Source organism: Nocardia sp. NPDC003269 (assembly GCF_042888005.1).
Taxonomy (GTDB): domain Bacteria; phylum Actinomycetota; class Actinomycetes; order Mycobacteriales; family Mycobacteriaceae; genus Nocardia.
This window is the reverse complement of sequence record NZ_JBIAPA010000004.1, coordinates 185,105-203,090: the sequence shown is the minus strand read 5'-3', so window position 1 is coordinate 203,090 and position 17,986 is coordinate 185,105. Positions and strand designations below refer to the sequence as shown.

General features: G+C 69.7%; 16 protein-coding genes and 1 tRNA gene. 9 read left to right on the top strand and 8 right to left on the bottom strand.

The window, feature by feature from the left end; translation table 11 throughout:
* Positions 1 to 78: 78 nt before the first annotated feature.
* The 3 genes from ACFYWJ_RS29190 to ACFYWJ_RS29180 form a co-directional block, all read right to left on the bottom strand.
* Positions 79 to 528, bottom strand: a complete 450-nt coding sequence (locus ACFYWJ_RS29190; protein WP_355278784.1) for a Fur family transcriptional regulator — start codon at positions 526 to 528, stop codon at positions 79 to 81.
* A 4-nt stretch (positions 529 to 532) separates the two neighbouring features.
* Positions 533 to 883 (bottom strand): metalloregulator ArsR/SmtB family transcription factor, encoded by a 351-nt coding sequence (locus tag ACFYWJ_RS29185; protein ID WP_355278787.1) that lies wholly within the window; start codon positions 881 to 883, stop codon positions 533 to 535.
* Positions 884 to 965: 82 nt separating this feature from the next.
* The gene (locus ACFYWJ_RS29180) at positions 966 to 1,871 is read right to left on the bottom strand and encodes a hypothetical protein (protein ID WP_355278790.1); all 906 of its coding nucleotides are present in this window, start codon (positions 1,869 to 1,871) and stop codon (positions 966 to 968) included.
* Between the two features lie 190 nt (positions 1,872 to 2,061).
* On the opposite strand from ACFYWJ_RS29180, the gene ACFYWJ_RS29175 reads away from it, so the two are divergent.
* Together ACFYWJ_RS29175 and ACFYWJ_RS29170 are read left to right on the top strand one after the other, a co-directional pair.
* Complete coding sequence (locus ACFYWJ_RS29175) at positions 2,062 to 3,462, top strand: glycine--tRNA ligase (protein WP_387163000.1); 1,401 nt, start codon at positions 2,062 to 2,064, stop codon at positions 3,460 to 3,462.
* A 149-nt stretch (positions 3,463 to 3,611) separates the two neighbouring features.
* Entirely contained in the window at positions 3,612 to 4,883 is a 1,272-nt protein-coding gene (locus tag ACFYWJ_RS29170; RefSeq protein WP_355278796.1) for an acyltransferase, read from the top strand.
* An 18-nt stretch (positions 4,884 to 4,901) separates the two neighbouring features.
* Here the strand turns inward: ACFYWJ_RS29170 and ACFYWJ_RS29165 are convergent, their stop codons facing one another.
* Both ACFYWJ_RS29165 and ACFYWJ_RS29160 read right to left on the bottom strand, forming a co-directional pair.
* Positions 4,902 to 5,720, bottom strand: a complete 819-nt coding sequence (locus ACFYWJ_RS29165; RefSeq protein WP_355278799.1) for a MerR family transcriptional regulator — start codon at positions 5,718 to 5,720, stop codon at positions 4,902 to 4,904.
* 45 nt (positions 5,721 to 5,765) lie between these two features.
* The gene (locus tag ACFYWJ_RS29160) at positions 5,766 to 7,784 is read right to left on the bottom strand and encodes a TPM domain-containing protein (RefSeq protein ID WP_387163004.1); all 2,019 of its coding nucleotides are present in this window, start codon (positions 7,782 to 7,784) and stop codon (positions 5,766 to 5,768) included.
* A gap of 72 nt (positions 7,785 to 7,856) precedes the next feature.
* Here ACFYWJ_RS29160 and ACFYWJ_RS29155 point away from each other — a divergent pair, with 72 nt between their 5' ends.
* From ACFYWJ_RS29155 to dnaG, 4 genes are all read left to right on the top strand, one after another.
* Positions 7,857 to 8,534: an MBL fold metallo-hydrolase gene (locus ACFYWJ_RS29155; protein ID WP_355278803.1), complete on the top strand. Its 678-nt coding sequence runs from the start codon at positions 7,857 to 7,859 to the stop codon at positions 8,532 to 8,534.
* A gap of 761 nt (positions 8,535 to 9,295) precedes the next feature.
* The gene (locus tag ACFYWJ_RS29150; RefSeq protein WP_355278805.1) at positions 9,296 to 9,988 is read left to right on the top strand and encodes a YdcF family protein; all 693 of its coding nucleotides are present in this window, start codon (positions 9,296 to 9,298) and stop codon (positions 9,986 to 9,988) included.
* Positions 9,989 to 9,994: 6 nt separating this feature from the next.
* On the top strand, positions 9,995 to 11,248 hold the full coding sequence (locus ACFYWJ_RS29145) for a deoxyguanosinetriphosphate triphosphohydrolase (protein ID WP_355278807.1): 1,254 nt from the start codon (positions 9,995 to 9,997) through the stop codon (positions 11,246 to 11,248).
* 25 nt (positions 11,249 to 11,273) lie between these two features.
* Complete coding sequence (dnaG, locus tag ACFYWJ_RS29140; protein ID WP_355278810.1) at positions 11,274 to 13,208, top strand: DNA primase; 1,935 nt, start codon at positions 11,274 to 11,276, stop codon at positions 13,206 to 13,208.
* A 1-nt stretch (position 13,209) separates the two neighbouring features.
* Here the strand turns inward: dnaG and ACFYWJ_RS29135 are convergent, their stop codons facing one another.
* The gene (locus tag ACFYWJ_RS29135; protein ID WP_355278813.1) at positions 13,210 to 13,455 is read right to left on the bottom strand and encodes a hypothetical protein; all 246 of its coding nucleotides are present in this window, start codon (positions 13,453 to 13,455) and stop codon (positions 13,210 to 13,212) included.
* A gap of 214 nt (positions 13,456 to 13,669) precedes the next feature.
* Between ACFYWJ_RS29135 and ACFYWJ_RS29130 the strand changes: the two genes are divergently transcribed.
* A tRNA-Asn gene (locus ACFYWJ_RS29130) sits at positions 13,670 to 13,742 on the top strand.
* Positions 13,743 to 13,787: 45 nt separating this feature from the next.
* Here the strand turns inward: ACFYWJ_RS29130 and ACFYWJ_RS29125 are convergent.
* Both ACFYWJ_RS29125 and ACFYWJ_RS29120 read right to left on the bottom strand, forming a co-directional pair.
* On the bottom strand, positions 13,788 to 14,552 hold the full coding sequence (locus ACFYWJ_RS29125) for an ABC transporter permease (protein ID WP_355278815.1): 765 nt from the start codon (positions 14,550 to 14,552) through the stop codon (positions 13,788 to 13,790).
* A gap of 81 nt (positions 14,553 to 14,633) precedes the next feature.
* Entirely contained in the window at positions 14,634 to 15,497 is an 864-nt protein-coding gene (locus ACFYWJ_RS29120) for a sterol desaturase family protein (protein WP_355278818.1), read from the bottom strand.
* A 234-nt stretch (positions 15,498 to 15,731) separates the two neighbouring features.
* Here ACFYWJ_RS29120 and ACFYWJ_RS29115 point away from each other — a divergent pair, with 234 nt between their 5' ends.
* Both ACFYWJ_RS29115 and ACFYWJ_RS29110 read left to right on the top strand, forming a co-directional pair.
* Positions 15,732 to 16,751, top strand: a complete 1,020-nt coding sequence (locus ACFYWJ_RS29115; RefSeq protein WP_355278821.1) for a trypsin-like peptidase domain-containing protein — start codon at positions 15,732 to 15,734, stop codon at positions 16,749 to 16,751.
* A gap of 180 nt (positions 16,752 to 16,931) precedes the next feature.
* Positions 16,932 to 17,915 (top strand): S8 family serine peptidase, encoded by a 984-nt coding sequence (locus ACFYWJ_RS29110; RefSeq protein WP_355278823.1) that lies wholly within the window; start codon positions 16,932 to 16,934, stop codon positions 17,913 to 17,915.
* The last annotated feature ends 71 nt before the right edge of the window (positions 17,916 to 17,986 follow it).

Sequence of the window (17,986 nt, the reverse complement as noted above, 5' to 3'; positions counted from 1 at the left end):
CGCGCGGATCGGTCTCTTCGTGAAGGTTGGACGGGGCAGTCGAACCGGGGGTTCCATCATGTGACGTGAGTCACATGGCTAGACCGTCGCGGTCTCGTCCTTCTCGGCGCGGGCACGGGCGTCGACGCACTCGCGGCAGGTGCCGAAGATCTCCAGGGTGTGGCTGACCTCGGTGAAGCCGTGCTCGCCCGCGATGGTCGCGGCCCACGCCTCGACCGTCGGGCCCTCGACCTCGACGGTGCGGCCGCAGTGCCGGCAGACCAGGTGGTGGTGGTGCCCGCTCGAGCACTGGCGGTAGACGGACTCGCCGGAGTCGGTGCGCAGCACGTCGACCATGCCCGCGTCGGCCAGCGACTGCAGGGTCCGGTAGACGGTCGTCAGGCCGATGCCCTCGCCGCGCTTGCGGAGCTCGTCGTGCAGTTCCTGGGCGGAACGGAATTCATCGATATCGCTGAGCAGCGCCGAGATCGCGCTGCGCTGGCGGGTGCTGCGGATCCCGACCTGCTTGCCGGAGGGATTGTCTGCCACCGGATTACCCTTCCTCGGCGTGGGCGACGGCGTCGACGACGATGTGTGCCAGGTGGTCGTCGACGAGTTCGTAGAGCACCTCGCGGCCCGAGCGCTCGCCGTGCACGACGCCCGCCGACTTGAGGATGCGCAGGTGCTGGCTGACCAGCGGCTGGGTGACCCCGAGGGCGTCGACCAGTTCGTGCACACAGCGCGGCGACTCGCGCAGCTGCAGCACGATCGCGATCCGCACCGGAGCGGCCAGCGCGCGCAGCAGCTCACCCGCGTCCTCGAGCACCTGGCGCGCGGGCACCGTGGCGGGGGCGGGAGAGTGATACGGGCTGTGCGCGTGTGCGGCCGTGGCATCGGTGGTCATCAACCAACTCCTTAATGGAAACCGATGCCATTTTGACATGCAGACGTGCGCATGTCGAACGTGGCGCGCTGAGCTGCGGCGATCAGCAGTTGCTGTGCTCGTCCAGCGGCGCGTTCGGATCGAAGTAGGCCTCCACCGGCTGGCTGCTCGGGCCGGTGGCCAGGCCGGTGTCGCTGTAGCCCGGCGCCAGGAACCCCTTGCGGACCATCGCGCAATTGGCGCCGAAGGTGAACCCGCGCGTCGCGCCGAGGTGCAGGCCCTGGGACTCCTCGGCGTACCGCGAATCCTCGACCCACTCGTAGTCGACCTCCCAGCGGTCGACGGCCACGATATCGAGCGGGTCGTCGAGCCGGGTCACGTTCCAGGCCTCGAAGGCGTAGGCCACCAGGTAGTTGGTGCTGATCACCAGTTCGCCGTCGGGGCCGACGCGCGGCGTCATCGTGCCGATCACCCGGGGCGTCGCGGGCAGCAGCGAGTAGCCCGCGGCGATCTTGGCCGACACCCACCAGGTCTCGGCCTCGTTGCCCGGCCGGATCAGCTCGCGCGCGCCGGTGGCCGCCTGGGCCGACAGCAGCGCGAGCACCGGCTCGGCGTCATGGGTTTCGAGCACATGGCGATTCAGCCGGGCGGCGACGATCGCCTGCCGCACCCGCTCCATGACCGCGGCCACCTGCTCCGCGGGGTATCGGCCCACCGGTGTCGCCGGGGCGACGACGATTCCGGCCTCGCCTTCGGCCCAGGTGATCGCGGGCGTATTCAGGAACGGCCGCGCCGGATCGATCGCGGCTCGCTCGGGGACCGTCGGCAGCACCAGCGTGGGCGCGGCGCCGCGGTCCATCCGCAGCAGCACCAGGGTCACCGCGAGCAGCAGCGTCGCCACCAGTGTCACGACGGCGACAGCGGCCGCCCGTTTCGAGCGCGGGCGCACGGACTCGGCCGGGCGACGCGGGGCCGCGGCATCGAACGGATCGGATGGCAGCTGACGCATGACGAACCCCCCGGTTCGAACTCGACTGCCTCCATTGAAGAACATCGGCGGACACCAGGCCCGCCGGTTGTCCGAGAAAGTGCCGAACCTGTCGCCGAGCGGCCGTCGCGGCGCTACTTCGCCCGTGCGGTGCAAAACCGGTTGGCCGGTGCCGATACCCTTGTCGACATACTTGTCCGACTCCCAAGGGATGGAGAAATCTCGCGTGGCACCCAAGTCGAAGGTGGACACCGTTGCCAACCTCGCCAAGCGCCGGGGCCTGGTTTACCCGTGCGGTGAGATCTACGGAGGCACCAAGTCGGCGTGGGACTACGGTCCGCTGGGCGTCGAACTGAAGGAGAACATCAAGCGGCAGTGGTGGCGGACCATGGTCACCAGCCGTGACGATGTCGTCGGCCTCGACTCCTCGGTGATCCTGCCGCGCCAGGTCTGGGAGGCCTCCGGCCACGTCGAGACCTTCTCCGATCCGCTGGTCGAGTCGCTGCACACGCACAAGCGCTACCGGGCCGATCACCTGCTCGAGGCGTACGAGGAGAAGCACGGCCACCCGCCGGCCAACGGCCTGGCCGACATCAACGATCCCGAGACCGGCCAGCCGGGCAAGTGGACCGAGCCGAAGAACTTCTCCGGCCTGCTCAAGACCTTCCTCGGCCCGGTCGACGACGAAGAGGGCCTGCACTACCTGCGCCCCGAGACCGCGCAGGGCATCTTCGTCAACTACAAGAACGTCGAGACCACCGCGCGCAAGAAGCCGCCGTTCGGCATCGCCCAGATCGGCAAGAGCTTCCGCAACGAGATCACCCCCGGCAACTTCATCTTCCGGACCCGCGAGTTCGAGCAGATGGAGATGGAGTTCTTCGTCAAGCCCGGCGAAGACGCCGAGTGGCACAAGTACTGGATCGACACCCGCCTGGCCTGGTACACCGACCTCGGCATCGATCCCGACAACCTGCGCCTCTACGACCACCCCAAGGAAAAGCTGTCGCACTACTCGGCGGGCACCACCGACATCGAGTACCGCTTCCGCTTCCAGGGCAGCGAGTGGGGCGAGCTCGAGGGCATCGCCAACCGCACCGACTACGACCTGCGCACGCATTCGGAGCACTCGGGCACCGACCTGAGCTACTTCGATCAGGCCTCCGGTGAGCGCTACATCCCGTACGTCATCGAGCCGGCGGCCGGTCTGACCCGCTCGCTGATGGCGTTCCTGGTCGACGCCTACACCGTCGACCAGGTGCCCACCGCCAAGGGCACCACCGAGGAGCGGATCAGCTTGCGGCTGGACCCGCGGCTGTCGCCGGTCAAGGCCGCGGTGCTGCCGCTGTCGCGCAACGCCGACCTGACGCCCAAGGCCAAGGACCTCGCCGCGCAGCTGCGCAAGCACTGGAACGTCGACTTCGACGACGCCGGTGCCATCGGCCGCCGCTACCGTCGCCAGGACGAGATCGGCACCCCGTTCTGCATCACCGTCGACTTCGACACGCTCGACGATCAGGCCGTCACGATCCGCGAGCGCGACTCGATGGCGCAGGAGCGCATCGCCCTGGACAAGGTGGAGTCCTACCTCGCCACCCGCCTCCTCGGCGCCTGATACCGACCGCCCGGAGCCCGCGTCGCCACGTGCGACGCGGGCTCCGCGCGTTCCCGCGCGACGATCGCGCACGCGCGGCGGCGTGCAGGTGATCACAGTGCGTACCCGGCGGTTTGCGTCAGTGGGCCGCGTGCCTCACTCTTTCCGTTGTGCTGTGGGAACCGGAAGACGTGCTGCGGGAGCTCGACCCGTCGGAACAACGATTCGTTCGGCACGCCACCTTCACCGGACGCTCGGTGACCCTGCGCGGTGAACTCGACGCGGCGGCCCTCGGCGCGGCCTTCGCCGCCCTGCAACACGCTTTCCCGATCCTGGTCTGCCGGATCGTCGAGGACGCCACCGAGACCGGAATCCTGGTGCGCCCCGGGCACATCGAGCCGGTCGGTGCCTGGGTGAGTTTCGGTGATCCGGACGAGGTACGCATCCCGACCGAGTCGATGGATCCCGGCGCCCAGCTGGGCTATCTGGATGTGGTTCTCGCCGAAGAGGATCGGGCCAGGGTCACGCTGTTCGTGCACCACAGTGTCGCCGATGCCGGGCACTGTGTGGAGCTGTTCGAGCGGCTGTGGGGGTACTACACCGACTACGTGGAGACCGGCACCATCGCGGCGGCCGCCCGGGAATACCCGGTATCGCTGGAATCGCTGCTGGCACGGCGGGGGACCACGCGCGGACCGAAGTCGGGGCTCGAAGCCGTGATCCGGCCGCTGGTCGTCGCCGACGCGGTCGGGGTCGTCGAACCCTCGCCACCCGCGACGCCCGCGCTGGCGCGGCCGGACCGGATCCACCTGGACCCCATCGCGACCGCGCGGGTCCTGGAACTGGCGCGCACCCACGCGGTGAGCGTGAACGGGCTGGTCACCGCGGCGGCGTTGCGCGCCTTCGCCGCGCTCTACGATGTCGCGCAGGTCGGCTGTCTCTACCCGGTCGATATGCGCAGGCGCCTCGACCCGCCGCTCGCCGCCGCGGCGGGCACCAATATCTCCGGCCTGGCCGCGTTCACCACCGACGTCACCGAGACCGACGACATCGTCGCGCTGTCCCGCCGGATCGGCACCGCGCTGCACGACGACCTGGCCCGTGGCGTGATCGAACAGTCGGTACTGCACTTCCCCGACTTCTTCGGGCCCACCCGCGTGCACTCCACCGCCGGGCACATCGCCCTGACCAACACCGGCACCGTGCCCACCTTCCGCGCGCCGGCCGGGCTGATCCTCGACGACTACGAGATCGTCTACCTCTCGGCCCACCCCCGCCCGTCCACCGGCGCCTCGGCGGCCGTGACCTTCCTCGTCTACACCTACCTCGGCCGGCTCACCCTGGCCAGGCTCGGCGGCGGACCGCGGGCGAGCGAACTGCTGCCCGCGCTCGCCGCCGAGCTGACCGGCCGCCCCGCGGCGGCGGAGGCGGCCAGCGCCTGACCGGACCTTCCGCGGCAATCAGCGCGGCGCGATCGGTTCCTGAAGCTCGGTGACCCATCCGGCGGGGTCGGGCGTCCACTCCAGGGTGACCTCGCGGACCGGGGCCGCGGTGCGGTACCCGTTGTCCTCCACCCAGCGGCCCAGCGCCTGCCAGGCCGCGCCGATCCCGTCGACGCTGCCGCGATGGATGGTGGTCGCCACCCGGCCCTGGGCGGGCAGGTCGACGATCGAGAATCCCGGCGCGGCATCGGGTTCCACGTCGACCGGCACGCACGCGTGGATACCGACGGTGCCGTCGGGCAGCTCGCGGTAGTACGCGATGGCGGGCCCGACCACGGGGATTCCGGCCTCGGTGATCTGCTCCCAGAGCCCGCCGAACAGCGGCTGGATCACGGGGCTGATCGCGGCGGGCTCGAATCCCGCGGCGACCCCGGTCGATTCGGCCACCCGGACCGCGGGCAGCGACTTGACGACGACATCCTGATCGGGCATGACGCCCTCCTTCTCGATGATGCGGAGTCGCACCTCGACCTCGGTCAGCCGGGCACCGTCGGCCGCGATCCGCTGCTCCAGCTCCGCCCGGCGCACCGCGAGCATGCCGCGCAGCTCGTCGGGCCCGGGGCCGGGGTCGAGCATCCGGCCCACCTGTTCGAGCGTGAACCCGAGCTCCTTGAGCGCGACGAGCCGGTTGAGCCGGGCCAGCTGGGCGGCCGCGTAGAACCGGTAGCCGGTGGCCGGGTCGACCCGGGCCGGCCGCAGCAATCCGACGGCGTCGTAGTGGCGCAGCATGCGCACCGACACCTGACCGTGTCTGGCGAAATCTCCGATACTGAACATGACGCCTTCCGGTGTACGGCCTCACACGGTGTGAGGGTCAAGCGCTCAGAATCGACCGCCCCGGCTGACCCGGCGCGACCCCGACGAGCCGCCGTAGGACCCCGGCCGGTACCCGCCGCCGCCACCACCGAAACCGCCGCCACCGCGCCGGGTCGCGCCGCCGATCGAGCCGCGCAGGAACCCGTCGAGCAGGATGCCGCCGAGCACCGCGCCGGCCTGCGAACTGCCCGCCACCGGCTGTCGCGACTCCCACGCGCGCACGCTGGCTTGCGCCTGCTGCAAGGCCTGTCCACCCAGATCGGCGGCGGTCTGCGCGCTGACGAGCGCGCGCTCCGGCGCGGTGGCCGCGAGCCCGCGGGCCTCGGCGAGATGACGCTGGGCCTCCGAGAGCCGGGTCCGCGCCTCGGCGTCGACGCCACCGCGCCGGGTCGTGATGAACGAGGACGCGGCGTCGATGCGGGCGGCCGCGTCGGTGAGCGTCCGATCGAGCCTGCGCCGCAGATCCTCCACGGCGAGTTTGCGATCCGAGGCCGCCGCGATGGCCCGGTCCAGCTCGGCGTCGGCGGTGACGGCGTCGTGGAAGGCGTCGAGCGGATCGGATTCGGCGCCGGTGGCGGCCGTGTTCAGCGTCGTGGTGGCCGCGCCGACGGCGGCGGCCAGATCGGGCCCGCCGTACTCGGTCAGGGCCGCCGCGGCCGCGAGGTCGGCGCGGAGTTCGTCGAGGGCGGCGGGCAGACCGTCGCGGGCCTGCTGGATGTTGGTCGCGGCCTGGTCCACCGCGTCGAGCAGCGTGCGGGCCTGGCCGATCGCGCCCTCGGCCGCGCGGATCGCCGCGACCGCGCCGCCCTGCTGCCCGACCGGCTGGGTCAGCGCGGTGCGGGCGGTGTCGATGTTCTGCTCGGCGAAGGTGATCCGTTCCGTCGCCATCCGCACGTTGTCGTGGATCGGCGCCAGCACCGAGGCGGGGTAGGCCGAATCCAGCCGGGCGAGTTCGGTGTCGGACGCGGGTGTGCGCGCGGTCAGGTCGACGATGTCGCGGGTCAGCCCGTCCAGCCGGGCGGGCGCGTCGATGAGCAGATCGCGCATGGCGTCGAAATCGGCCACCTGGGCGTCGAGTTCGCGGTCGGCCTTGCCCGCGGTGGAGATCAGGTCGATCAGCAGGCTGCGCTGCTGGTCCGGGGTTTCCGGGACCGCGTCGTCGAGCTGCTGGCGGATCGTGAACGCCTTCGCGGTCGCAGCGCGGGCGGCGTCGAGCGCGGTGCGGAACGGCGTCACCGCGGTCTCGCCGAATTCGCTGGTGGCCAAGGTCAGTTCCTCGGTGCTGGTGCGCACCGCGTCGTCGATCTCGACCAGCCGTTCGCGCGAGAGCGCGTGCAGCGTCGGCAGCGACAGCTTCGCCAGCGCGCCCGAATCCGCCGGGTCGACCGCGCGGGCATTGCTCAGTTCGGCCCGGTCCCGGTCGCGACGACGCTTGCGGGAGAACAGGATCAGCCCGCCCGCCCCGACGACGACCACCAGCCCGATGCCGACCAGCCAAACCCACGGCACGCCGGCGCCGCGCATGGCCGCGCCGATGCCGTCGGCGGTGTCGACCCCGGCCTGCGCCCATTTGCGGTCGCGCAGATCGGGTTCCACCGTGCTCGCGAGGAGCGTGTCCAGCTCGCCGTCGGTGACGCCGTCGGGCAGGGTGCCGTGCAGCCAGTAGCCGCGATCGTCGACGGCGACCGCGAGCAGCAGATCGCGGTCGGCGAAGCCGGAGAGCTCGGCGGTCCGGGCGGCCCAGTCCCGCGGCGCCTGCGCGGCGAAGTTCCGCACGTAGATCACCCAGAGCTTGACCTGGTGATCGCGGTAGAGCTGATCGACGGCCGCGAGCACCCTGGCCTCGTCGGCGCCGCTGAGCACCTCGGCGGTGTCGACCACCTGCGGTCCCATCCGCGCGGGTGGCTCCGCGGTCGCGCCCGGCGCGCACAGCAGGCTCAACGCGGCCAGCACCGCGCAGAGCAGACCGGCCGTGGCGCGCACCGGAACCGATCGTGGGGCCGAACTCTTCCTCGACTGCCGCATGTGTCGAATCTAACGGGCGCACGGCAACCACGCGGGTACGACAGCGCGCAGCGTGGCTTCTACGATCGGCGGATGGCCACAGTCGATCGTCTCTACACCGGACATGTCACCGCGACCGGAGCCGCCCAGCAGCGGGATGTCCCCGGCGCCCGCATCGTGAAGATGTCGGTCGGTCCGATGGACAACAACACCTACCTCGTGCAGAGCACGGCCACCGGCGCCGCGATCCTGATCGACGCGGCCAACGACGCCGCCCGCATCCTCGAGCTCACCGGCCAGGAGACCCCCGGCCAGATCGACCTGATCGTCACCACCCATCAGCACCCCGACCACTGGCAGGCACTGTCCGAGGTCACCGACGCGCTCGGCGTCGCGACCGCGGCCCACCCCCTCGACGCCGACCCCCTGCCGGTGCGGCCCGACCGGCTGCTCGCCGACGGTGACACGGTCCAGGTCGGCGACATCGTCCTCGAAGCGATCCACCTGCGCGGCCACACTCCCGGTTCCATCGCCCTGGCACTCGTCGACGGCGCGGGCCGCGCCCACCTGTTCACCGGCGACTCGCTGTTCCCCGGTGGCGTCGGCCGGACCCACAACGCCACCGACTTCGACACCCTGCTCACCGACGTCACCACCAAGCTGTTCGACCGCTTCGCCGACGACACCGTCGTCTATCCGGGCCACGGTGACGACACCACGCTCGGCGACGAGCGCCCGCACCTCGCCGAATGGCGGGAACGAGGCTGGTGAACCGGCCCGAGACGGAAGAACGGCACCAGGCCCGGGCCCTGATGCCGTTGCTCCGACGGTTCTGACGCCGCCTACTCCAAAACGGTGATCACACCGCCGACCCGATGGACCTTCTTGATGGTCCGGGGACGGAATATCCAGTGGAAGATGACTGAATCTCCGCGGGACACCGTCACCGCGAAGGTCTCGTTGTCTAGCTGGGTCACGTGGCCGCTCCGGAATCGAGATTCGGGGAGGTCGCGCGGAGATTTACCTGTTAGGGCGGGCACCCCCTTCGAGGAGCCGTGAAAAACACAACAAATCAGGTTCGCGCATCCTGGTTGTGGGAAACCCTTATGTGGAACCTTCTGCGGCCGGTCCGCGGGGATCGACCGATGCCGCCCGGTGCGCGGGCGACCGTGGGAGGGACACCCGGTTGCCCGGACCACCCAGCAGAGGTGTCCTGGTGTCGTAGCAGGCCACCGTTTTCAGTACACGCCCCTGACCAGGCAATTGTCGAGTAGTTGGACTACTCGAATCGATGCGGCGCGCTCGTTCCCGCCACAGCCGTGACCACACCGGCGCCGCACACCGCGGCATTCGGCGCGAAACTCACCCCCGCCGGGCTGGTCGACACACAGCCCACTGGTCCGCTCGATGGTCGAGATCGCCGCGCGGATCGCCTGGGCGGACGGTCCCGCTGTCGGTCGTTCACCGGACCGGAATCCGGTGGTGACCGCTGGCATGATCGGTCGTCGGCCGGACCTGGCACACTGATCAGGATGAAATCGGGTTTCCCGCGCACGGCCGCACCTGCCCCGGATGCTCGTCGCCCGCACGGGCTCGCGTCGTCGGTCTCGCGATGGATCGGCCGGTTGATCGCCGGAGCGGTGCTGATGGGCGTGGTCCTCGTGGCCGGGACCGCCTTCCGGGTGTGGCAGGTCGCCCGCATCGACGACTACACCAAGGCCGACGCGATCGTGGTGCTCGGCGCCGCGCAGTACTCGGGCACCCCCTCGTCGGTCTTCGAGGCGCGGCTGTACCAGGCGTGGCGGCTCTACGAGGTCGGCGTCGCGCCCCGGGTGATCACCGTCGGCGGCAAACAGGAGGGCGACCTCTACACCGAGGCCGCCTCGGGCAAGCGCTACCTCGAGGACAAGGGCGTCCCCAGCGAGGACATCCTCGCGGTGGAGACCGGATCCGACACGTTGCGCAGCGTCGAAGCGGTCGCGACCGCGATGACGGCGCGCGGGATGTCATCGGCCGTACTCGTCAGCGATCCGTGGCATTCACTGCGGACCAGGACGATGGCTCGCGACGCCGGACTGGACGCGTGGACCGCGCCGACCCGCACCGGACCGGCGGTCTACACCAGGGAATCGCAGTTCCACGGCATCGCCCGCGAGACCGGCGCGCTGCTCTGGTACCAGCTGACCCATTTCTCGGCAGACTTCTCTTACACGGCGGGACAGTGAGATTCGATGAGCGACAGCTACACCCCGCACGACCGGGAACGGATGGTCCACGAGCCGGGCAAGACCGCCTGGCCGGGCGCCGCGGACAAGGGCCACCGCAGTGAGTTCTCCCGCGACCGGGCCCGCGTGCTGCACTCGGCGGCGCTGCGCCGCCTCGCCGACAAGACCCAGGTCATGGGCCCGCGCGAGGGCGACACCCCGCGCACCCGGCTCACCCACTCGCTCGAAGTGGCCCAGATCGGCCGCAGCATCGCCGACGGCGTCGGCGCCGACCCCGATCTCGTCGACCTGGCCGGCCTCGCCCACGACATCGGCCATCCGCCCTACGGCCACAACGGTGAACGCGCCCTCGACGAATTCGCCGACGAGTACGGCGGTTTCGAGGGCAACGCGCAGAACCTGCGCATCCTGACCCGCCTCGAACCGAAGGTGCTCGACCCGGCGGGGGAGAGCGCCGGTCTCAACCTGACCCGCGCCGCCCTGGACGCGACCCTCAAATACCCGTGGGGCAGAAGCGGTTCCGGCACCAAGTTCGGCGCCTACGAGGACGACCTCGAGCGCCTGGCCTGGGTGCGCAAGGACGCGCCGGACCGCAAGCAGAGCCTGGAATGCCAGATCATGGACTGGTCCGACGACGTCGCCTACTCGGTGCACGACGTGGAGGACGGCGTGATCGTCGGCCGGATCGACCTGCGCGCCCTGGCCGACCCCAGCGAACAGGCCGCCCTCGCCGAACAGGGCCACGGCCAGCACCCGGACCAGTCGATCGACGCGCTGGCCGCCGCCGCGCAGCGGCTGTCCGAACTCGACGTCGTCGCCGACGCGGTGGACTACGACGGCACCTTCGCCGCCTCGGTGGCGCTCAAGCGGCTCACCAGCGAGCTGGTCGGCCGGTTCGCGACGGCCGCGATCGCCGCCACCCACGAGCGGTACGGGCCGGGCCCGCTCATCCGCTACGAGGCCGACCTGATCGTGCCGCCGATCGTGGCCGCCGAGGTGGCTGTCCTCAAGACGGTCGCCCTGCGCTACGTGCGGTCCGACCGCGGCCACCTGGCCCGCCAGCAGACCCAGCGCGAACGGGTGCAGGCCGTCGCCGACCGCCTGCTCACCACCGCGCCCGCCCACCTGGACGACCAGATGCTGCCCTGGTGGAACGCCGCCACCGACGACACCGCCAGGGTGCGCGTGGTGATCGACCAGATCGCCTCCTACACCGAGAGCCGCTTCGAGCGCGTCGCCGCCTCGCTGGACTGCCGCTGAGCCGGCCCGACTAGACTCACTGATCGTGGCCGGACGAATCCCAGATCGCGATATCGCGGCGATCCGTGACCGGGTCCGGATCGAAGATGTCGTCGGTGAGTACGTCGCGCTCAAGCGCGCGGGCGCCGACTCGATCAAGGGCCTGTGCCCCTTCCACGACGAGAAGTCGCCGTCGTTCCACGTGCGGCCCAACCACGGCCTGTTCCACTGCTTCGGCTGTGGTGAGGGCGGTGACGTCTACAAGTTCCTGCAGCAGATCGAGCACATCGGCTTCGTCGAGGCCGTCGAGCAGATGGCCGACCGCATCGGCTACCAGATCAACTACGAGGGCGGCGGCACCTCGGTCCAGCGCGACCGCGGTACCCGCTCCCGGCTGGTCGCCGCCAACGCGGCCGCGCACGAGTTCTACATGGCACAGCTGCGCGAGCCCGAGGCCGAGACCGCGCGCAAGTACCTGACCGACCGCAACTTCGACGGCGCCGCCGCCCAGCAGTTCGGCTGCGGCTACGCGCCCGGCGGCTGGGACGCGCTCACCAAGCACCTGCTGCGCAAGGGTTTCGAGTTCAAGGAGCTGGAAGCGGCCGGGCTGTCCAAGCAGGGCAAGCGCGGGCCGATCGACCGGTTCCACCGCAGGCTGCTGTGGCCGATCCGCAACCTCGGTGGCGAGGTGATCGGGTTCGGCGCGCGCAAGCTCTTCGACGACGACACCATGCCCGGCAAGTACGTGAATACGCCGGAGACGTTGCTGTACAAGAAGTCCCAGGTGCTCTTCGGGCTCGACCACGCCAAGCGCGAGATCTCCAAGGGGCATCAGGCCGTCGTCGTCGAGGGCTACACCGACGTGATGGCGATGCACCTGGCCGGGGTGAAGACCGCCGTGGCCTCCTGCGGCACCGCCTTCGGCGAGGAGCACCTCCAGGTGCTGCGCAGGCTCCTGATGGACGACAACTTCTGGCGCGGCGAGATCATCTACACCTTCGACGGTGACGCGGCGGGCCAAGCCGCCGCCCTGAAGGCGTTCAGCGGCGATCAGCGCCTCGCCGGCCAGACCTACATCGCCGTCGCCCCCGACGGTCAGGACCCGTGCGAACTACGCCAGCACTCCGGCGACGCGGCGGTCCGCGATCTGGTCGCGCGCCGGACCCCGCTCTACGAGTTCGTGATTCGCGGTCTGCTCGCCGAACACAACCTCGACGACGTCGAGGGCAGGGTCGAGGCGCTGCGCCGCACCGTGCCCGTGGTGGCCCAGATCAAGGACAACGCGACCCGCAAGGGCTACGCGACCAAACTGGCGGGCTGGGTCGGCTGGGACGACATCCAGCTCGTCGTCCGTCGCGTCGGCGAGGAAGCCAAGAAGAACCGGATGGGCGGTGCCGCCGGTCCGGGCAAGCAGGCCGGAAAGGCGAGCGCCGACCCGATTGCCGCGCCGCGGGTCGAGGAGAGCTCCTCGGTGCGCCCGGCGCCCAACGACCCTGTGCTGCTCGCGCAGCGCCAAACCCTCAGCGCCGCACTGCAATACCCCGGCATCGCGGGTGTGGTGTTCGACTCCATCGACACCGCCGCGTTCACCCATCCGGCCTATGTGGCCGTGCGCATCATGATCGCGCAAGCCGGTGGCACGGCGGCCGGGCTCGGCGGCGCGGAGTGGGTCGCGGCGGTGGCCGACCACACCGACGATCTGATGACGCGCGCGCTGGTCTCCGAGCTCGCCAACGAGCAGCTGCCGGTGCGGTCGCAGAACGACATCCCGCGCTTCATCACCGGCGTGCTGGCGCGCACCCAGGAAGCCTGGGTCGGCCGTCAGATCGCCGAACTGAAGTCGAAGCTGCAGCGACTGTCGGCCAGTGAAGAGCCCGACACCTACATGACCCTGTTCGGCGACCTGGTCGCGCTCGAGCAGTACCGCAAGAGCCTCGCCGCCCAGGCGATGGGCAGCGAAGGCTTCGCGGCGGGCGCCTGAGTCAGCGGCGCAGCTGGTTGTGCGGCACCAGCACCGTGGTGCGCTCGTCGATCGGCGTCATCGGCTCCAGCTTCGGCTGCGTGCTCAACTTGTCGGACAGCTTCTGCCGGCTCACCGACACCAGCTTCTTCGTCACCGGGCTCCCCGCGACGGCGCGCGTCGCCGCACTGATCTGCTCGTAGCGCGCGCGCCCGGCCTTGGTGCCCAGCACATAACCGGCCGCTACGCCGATGATCAACCGCAGCATCTCCTGGAGCTCCTCCCACGTCTGTGTGCGGGCTCCATCCTGCCCCAGTGGCCCCACCCCTGTCGATCCGGCCACCGTTCGTCAGCACATCGTTATACGCCGCATGTCCGCAGGTAGCGGCCCGATTTGGGAACCTGCGATGCCATGCGCTAAAGTTTCATCTCGGTCAGCCCGCCAAGGCAGACCGCCTGAGTCTAACGGTTCAGGAGAGTATTCCCCTATAGCTCAATTGGCAGAGCAGCCGACTGTTAATCGGCAGGTTTCTGGTTCGAGTCCAGATGGGGGAGCATAACCACCAGGCCAGGCGCGATTATCGTGCCTGGCCTGTTTCATTATGTGAGCCGGGACTCGGAAGAATGCGGAGAATTCCGGTGAATTCGGCCCCGGGCGACCAATTCGACCGTCACCGCTACCGCGCAGGCCTGTGACAGCATCAATCCGATCAGGACCAGGATCTGTACGGCGCCGGCTTGAACGGCCGATCCGCTGGTGAGCAGCACGCCGATGAAAGCGCCGGGGAGAGTGACCAATCCGACCGTGCGGGCCTGGTCGACGCCGGGGATCAGCGCGTCGATCGCGGTGTCGCCGAGGACCACCAGGCGGGCCGTCCTGGCGCCGAATCCCAGGCTCAACGCGGCCTCGACCTCACCCCGGCGTCGGGTGACGGCGTCCAGGCCCCGGCGGGCGGCCAGCGAGGTCGCCGTCATGGTGCCACCGAGCAGGATGCCGCCGATCGCCACGAGGGTGACTCCGTGGATCGGGACGACTCCGCTGAGCAGCGTCGCGGGCAGCACGGCGGTGATACCGGCGGCGATGGCCAGTCCGAGCCAGGTTCCCGACCGGCCCGCCTCGGCGCGTCGCGCGGCGGTGACGGCCGCCGCGCCGAACATGACGAGCACCACGAGCACCGCCGACCACACCTGCCGCACGGCCGCGGCGAGAATCAGCGCGACCGCGCTCAGTTGCAGTACCGCTCGTCCCGCCGCCGCGGGCACCACGGCCGGTCCACCCAGGTGGGCCAGCCGGTAGACCAGGGCCGCGGCGGCCACCAGTCCCAGGCAGAGCAGGGCCAGGCCGAGACCGGGTGTGACCACCATGCTGTCTCCTCACCGCGAGATCAGCCGAATCCTACGGATCACGCGGCGTGGGCTGGGACCACCGGATCGGATCCCGGCGGCTCAGGTCGGCTGTGGCTGCCACCCGGGCCCACGGAAGAGGTAGCCGAGCCTGTCCGAGAAGGACGACGCGTTCCGGATGTCCCGCCAGATCGCGATCAGCTCGCGGGCGTTGATCTTCGCGATGTTGTAGGTGTCGACGTTGCTGGTGAGTCCGTAGACCGCCCGCTCGCCCTCCGGCTCGAAGGTGCCGAAGACGCGGTCCCAGACGATGAGCACGCCACCGTAGTTGCGGTCGAGGTAGTCGGCGTTGGAGCCGTGGTGCACGCGGTGGTGGCTCGGGGTGTTGAACACGAATTCGACAGGCGCCCACAGTTTGTCGATGACTTCGGTGTGGATGCCGAACTGGTACAGCAGGTTGATCGCGTACGCGGCGGCGATGATCCTGCCGTCGATTCCTGTGAGCGCGAGTGGCACCAGGAACGGCAGCGAGGTGACGACCAGCCACGGCGTCCGCAGTGCCGTGGTGAGGTTGAAGCTCTCGCTCGAGTGGTGCACGACGTGGACCGACCAGAACACCCGGATCTCGTGGTGGGCGCGGTGGAACCAGTAGTAGGCGAAGTCGACCCCGATCAGCGCGACGACCCACGCGGCCCAGCCCTCGAGCTGCCACGGCACCAGCGAGGAGACAGCGGCGAAGATCGCGAGCTCCACCAGGGCCCAGGGAATGTTGAGGAGCTGGTACCCCAGGCCGGCGGCGAGGGAGGTCGCCGAGTCACGGAAGTCGTAGGACTTGCCGTGACGCTTCAGGTACACGATTTCCGCCACGACGGCGACGACGAACACCGGGATCGCCAGCCAGATCAGCAGGGTCGAGACGTCCATCACCACACCCGGGGGGTCGATGTCGTTCCAGTCATAGGTCAACTGTCGTCCGCGGCGCCGCGCCGGACCAGGGACCCAAGGGGTGGTCGATAGCCACCTCGTTGCCGTGCCGGCCGCATGATCCGGTCGCGTAGTACGCAGGTAGTACGCCCGGGAATTGGGGTAGCCGTGTACTCGCGTTGGCCGACGCGCAACTTCGTACGTTGAGAGCGGCCAAACAATCCGCGGCTGACGTGGCGATGGGCATCGGAAGCCGCTCGGAACCGAGGAGTCCGCATGTCTACCGCCATGACCACCCTGACCTCGCCCAAAGGCAAACCGCTGACGTTGGTCGGCGACGCGAAGGTATCACCGAACTCGGTGTACCCCCGCGTCGAGCCGCCGTACGGCGACGAGCTCGGCTCCGTTCTCGAACTGTCGGACTACGAGCTCGCCGAAGCGCTGCGGCCGGTGATCTACAACGAGGGCAAGGAGTACACGACCGACGCGCCGAACACCTCGCTCGTCGAGTTGCTGCGGGCCGACCGCGCCCGGCAGACGTCGTCCTACACCGCACTGCCGCGCTCGGAGTCCGAACACATCGATTCGAAGTCGCTGCACGCGCTTTCGGGCATCATCGGCCCCGACAACCGGGTCGTGCGACGCGACAACACCGCGTATCCGATGAGCACGGTCACCTATCTCGCGCTGCCGGGTGGGAGCTACTCCGGGTCCGGGACGATGATCGGGCCGTCGACCGCGCTGACCGCGGCACACGTCGTGCACAACGGGACGAATTGGCTGCCGTTCGCCTCCTTCGCGCCCGGTACCGACCGCCAGGACGCGACCCCGATGCCGTTCGGCAGCCACGGCGGCTACAACGTGACGGTGCCCGGCGGCTGGGTCAACAACGCCGGCGGTGACGCGCGCTTCGACTACGCGGTCATCGAGTTCTCCGGCTACGGGGACTTCCCCGGCCGGGCGTCTGGATGGAAGGGCCTGTGGGTCGCGCCCGACAATGTGGTGACCGGCAACCGGATGTATCTGTACGGGCACCCGAGTGACAAGGCTCAGCCGCAGATCTGGGGCAACGAGGGCAACGGCCTGCTCAACGGCCAGTACATCAACTTCTTCATGGACGCGTGGTACGGCGACAGCGGTTCCGGCCTCTACGTCTACGACACCGACGGCTGGCCCTATGTCGTCGGCGTGCTGCGCGGTGCCACCGGCGCGATCGGCGACAACTCGAAGCCCAATTTCGGCAGGCGGATGACCCGCGACGTCTTCGACTTCATCGTCGAGTACTCGGCGCTGTAGGAGGAATCATCATGTCCGACATCATTTCCGCCGAGCCGGCAGCCGGCGTCGCGTTCGATACGGTCGTGCCCGTCGAGAAGCCGTTGCAGTCCGACCTGTCGGTGCTGCCCGAGCTGCTCGAGGTCGATCTGCTGGTGCGCGGCCGAGGCGCGCGCCAAATTCAATGTCGACGGAACCGGTTTGACCGTCGCCGTCCTCGACACCGGTCTGCGCACCACCCACGTCGATTTCGCCGGACGGGTGAAGGCGAGCCGGAATTTCACCACCGACAACAACGGTTCACCCACCGACGCGAAAGACGGGCAGGGCCACGGCACCAATGTCGCGGGCATCATCTGCGCGGGCGGCGTGCACACCGGGATGGCGCCGCGCGCGAACGTCGTGCCGGTCAAGGTGCTCGACAACTCCGGTGGCGGTAGCTTTCTCGCGATCCGCGATGCCCTGCGCTGGGTGCTGGCCAATCGGGCGGCGCTCGGGATCTCCGTCGTCTGTATGTCGCTGGGCGCCTCGGACAACAACACCACCGACGCCGGTTTCGCGGGCGACGGCGTCGGCGTGGAGTTGCGCAAACTCACCGACGCCGGGGTCGCCTGCTGTGTCGCGGCGGGTAACGACTACTTCGGGCACAGCAGTGCCCAGGGGATGAGTTACCCGGCGATCTTCCGGCAGACGATCAGCGTCGGCGCCGTCTACGACGCCGACGAGGGATCGTTCAGCTACGGATCGGGGGCGACCGCCCTGTCCACGGCACCGGACCGGATCACGCCGTTCTCGCAGCGCCTGCACGCGACCGCGGGCGGCGACTGCGCGACCGACATCTTCGCGCCCGGTGCCCCGACGACCTCGTCGGGAATCCGCAACGACACCGGTGAGTCCATCCAGCACGGCACCAGCCAGGCCACGCCCGTGGTCGCCGGGGTCATCCTGCTGGTGCAGCAGCTGCATCTGCGGGCGACCGGGACGATGCCGTCGGTCGCCGATGTCCGCAAGTGGCTGCTGGCCGGTGCCGTGCCGATCGTGGACGGCGACGACGAGCACGACAATGTCGTCCACACCGGGCAGACGTTCAGCCGGATCAGCGCGTTCGGTGCGCTCACCGCGTGCGCGAAGGACGTCGCGCGGACGGCACTGATCGAAGCGGGCATCGACCGTTCCCGGGCCTGACCACCATGAACGCCGATCGCTGCGCCGGGCGCGGGGTTGACCCGCGCTCGGCGCGAGCGCATTCTGGCAAA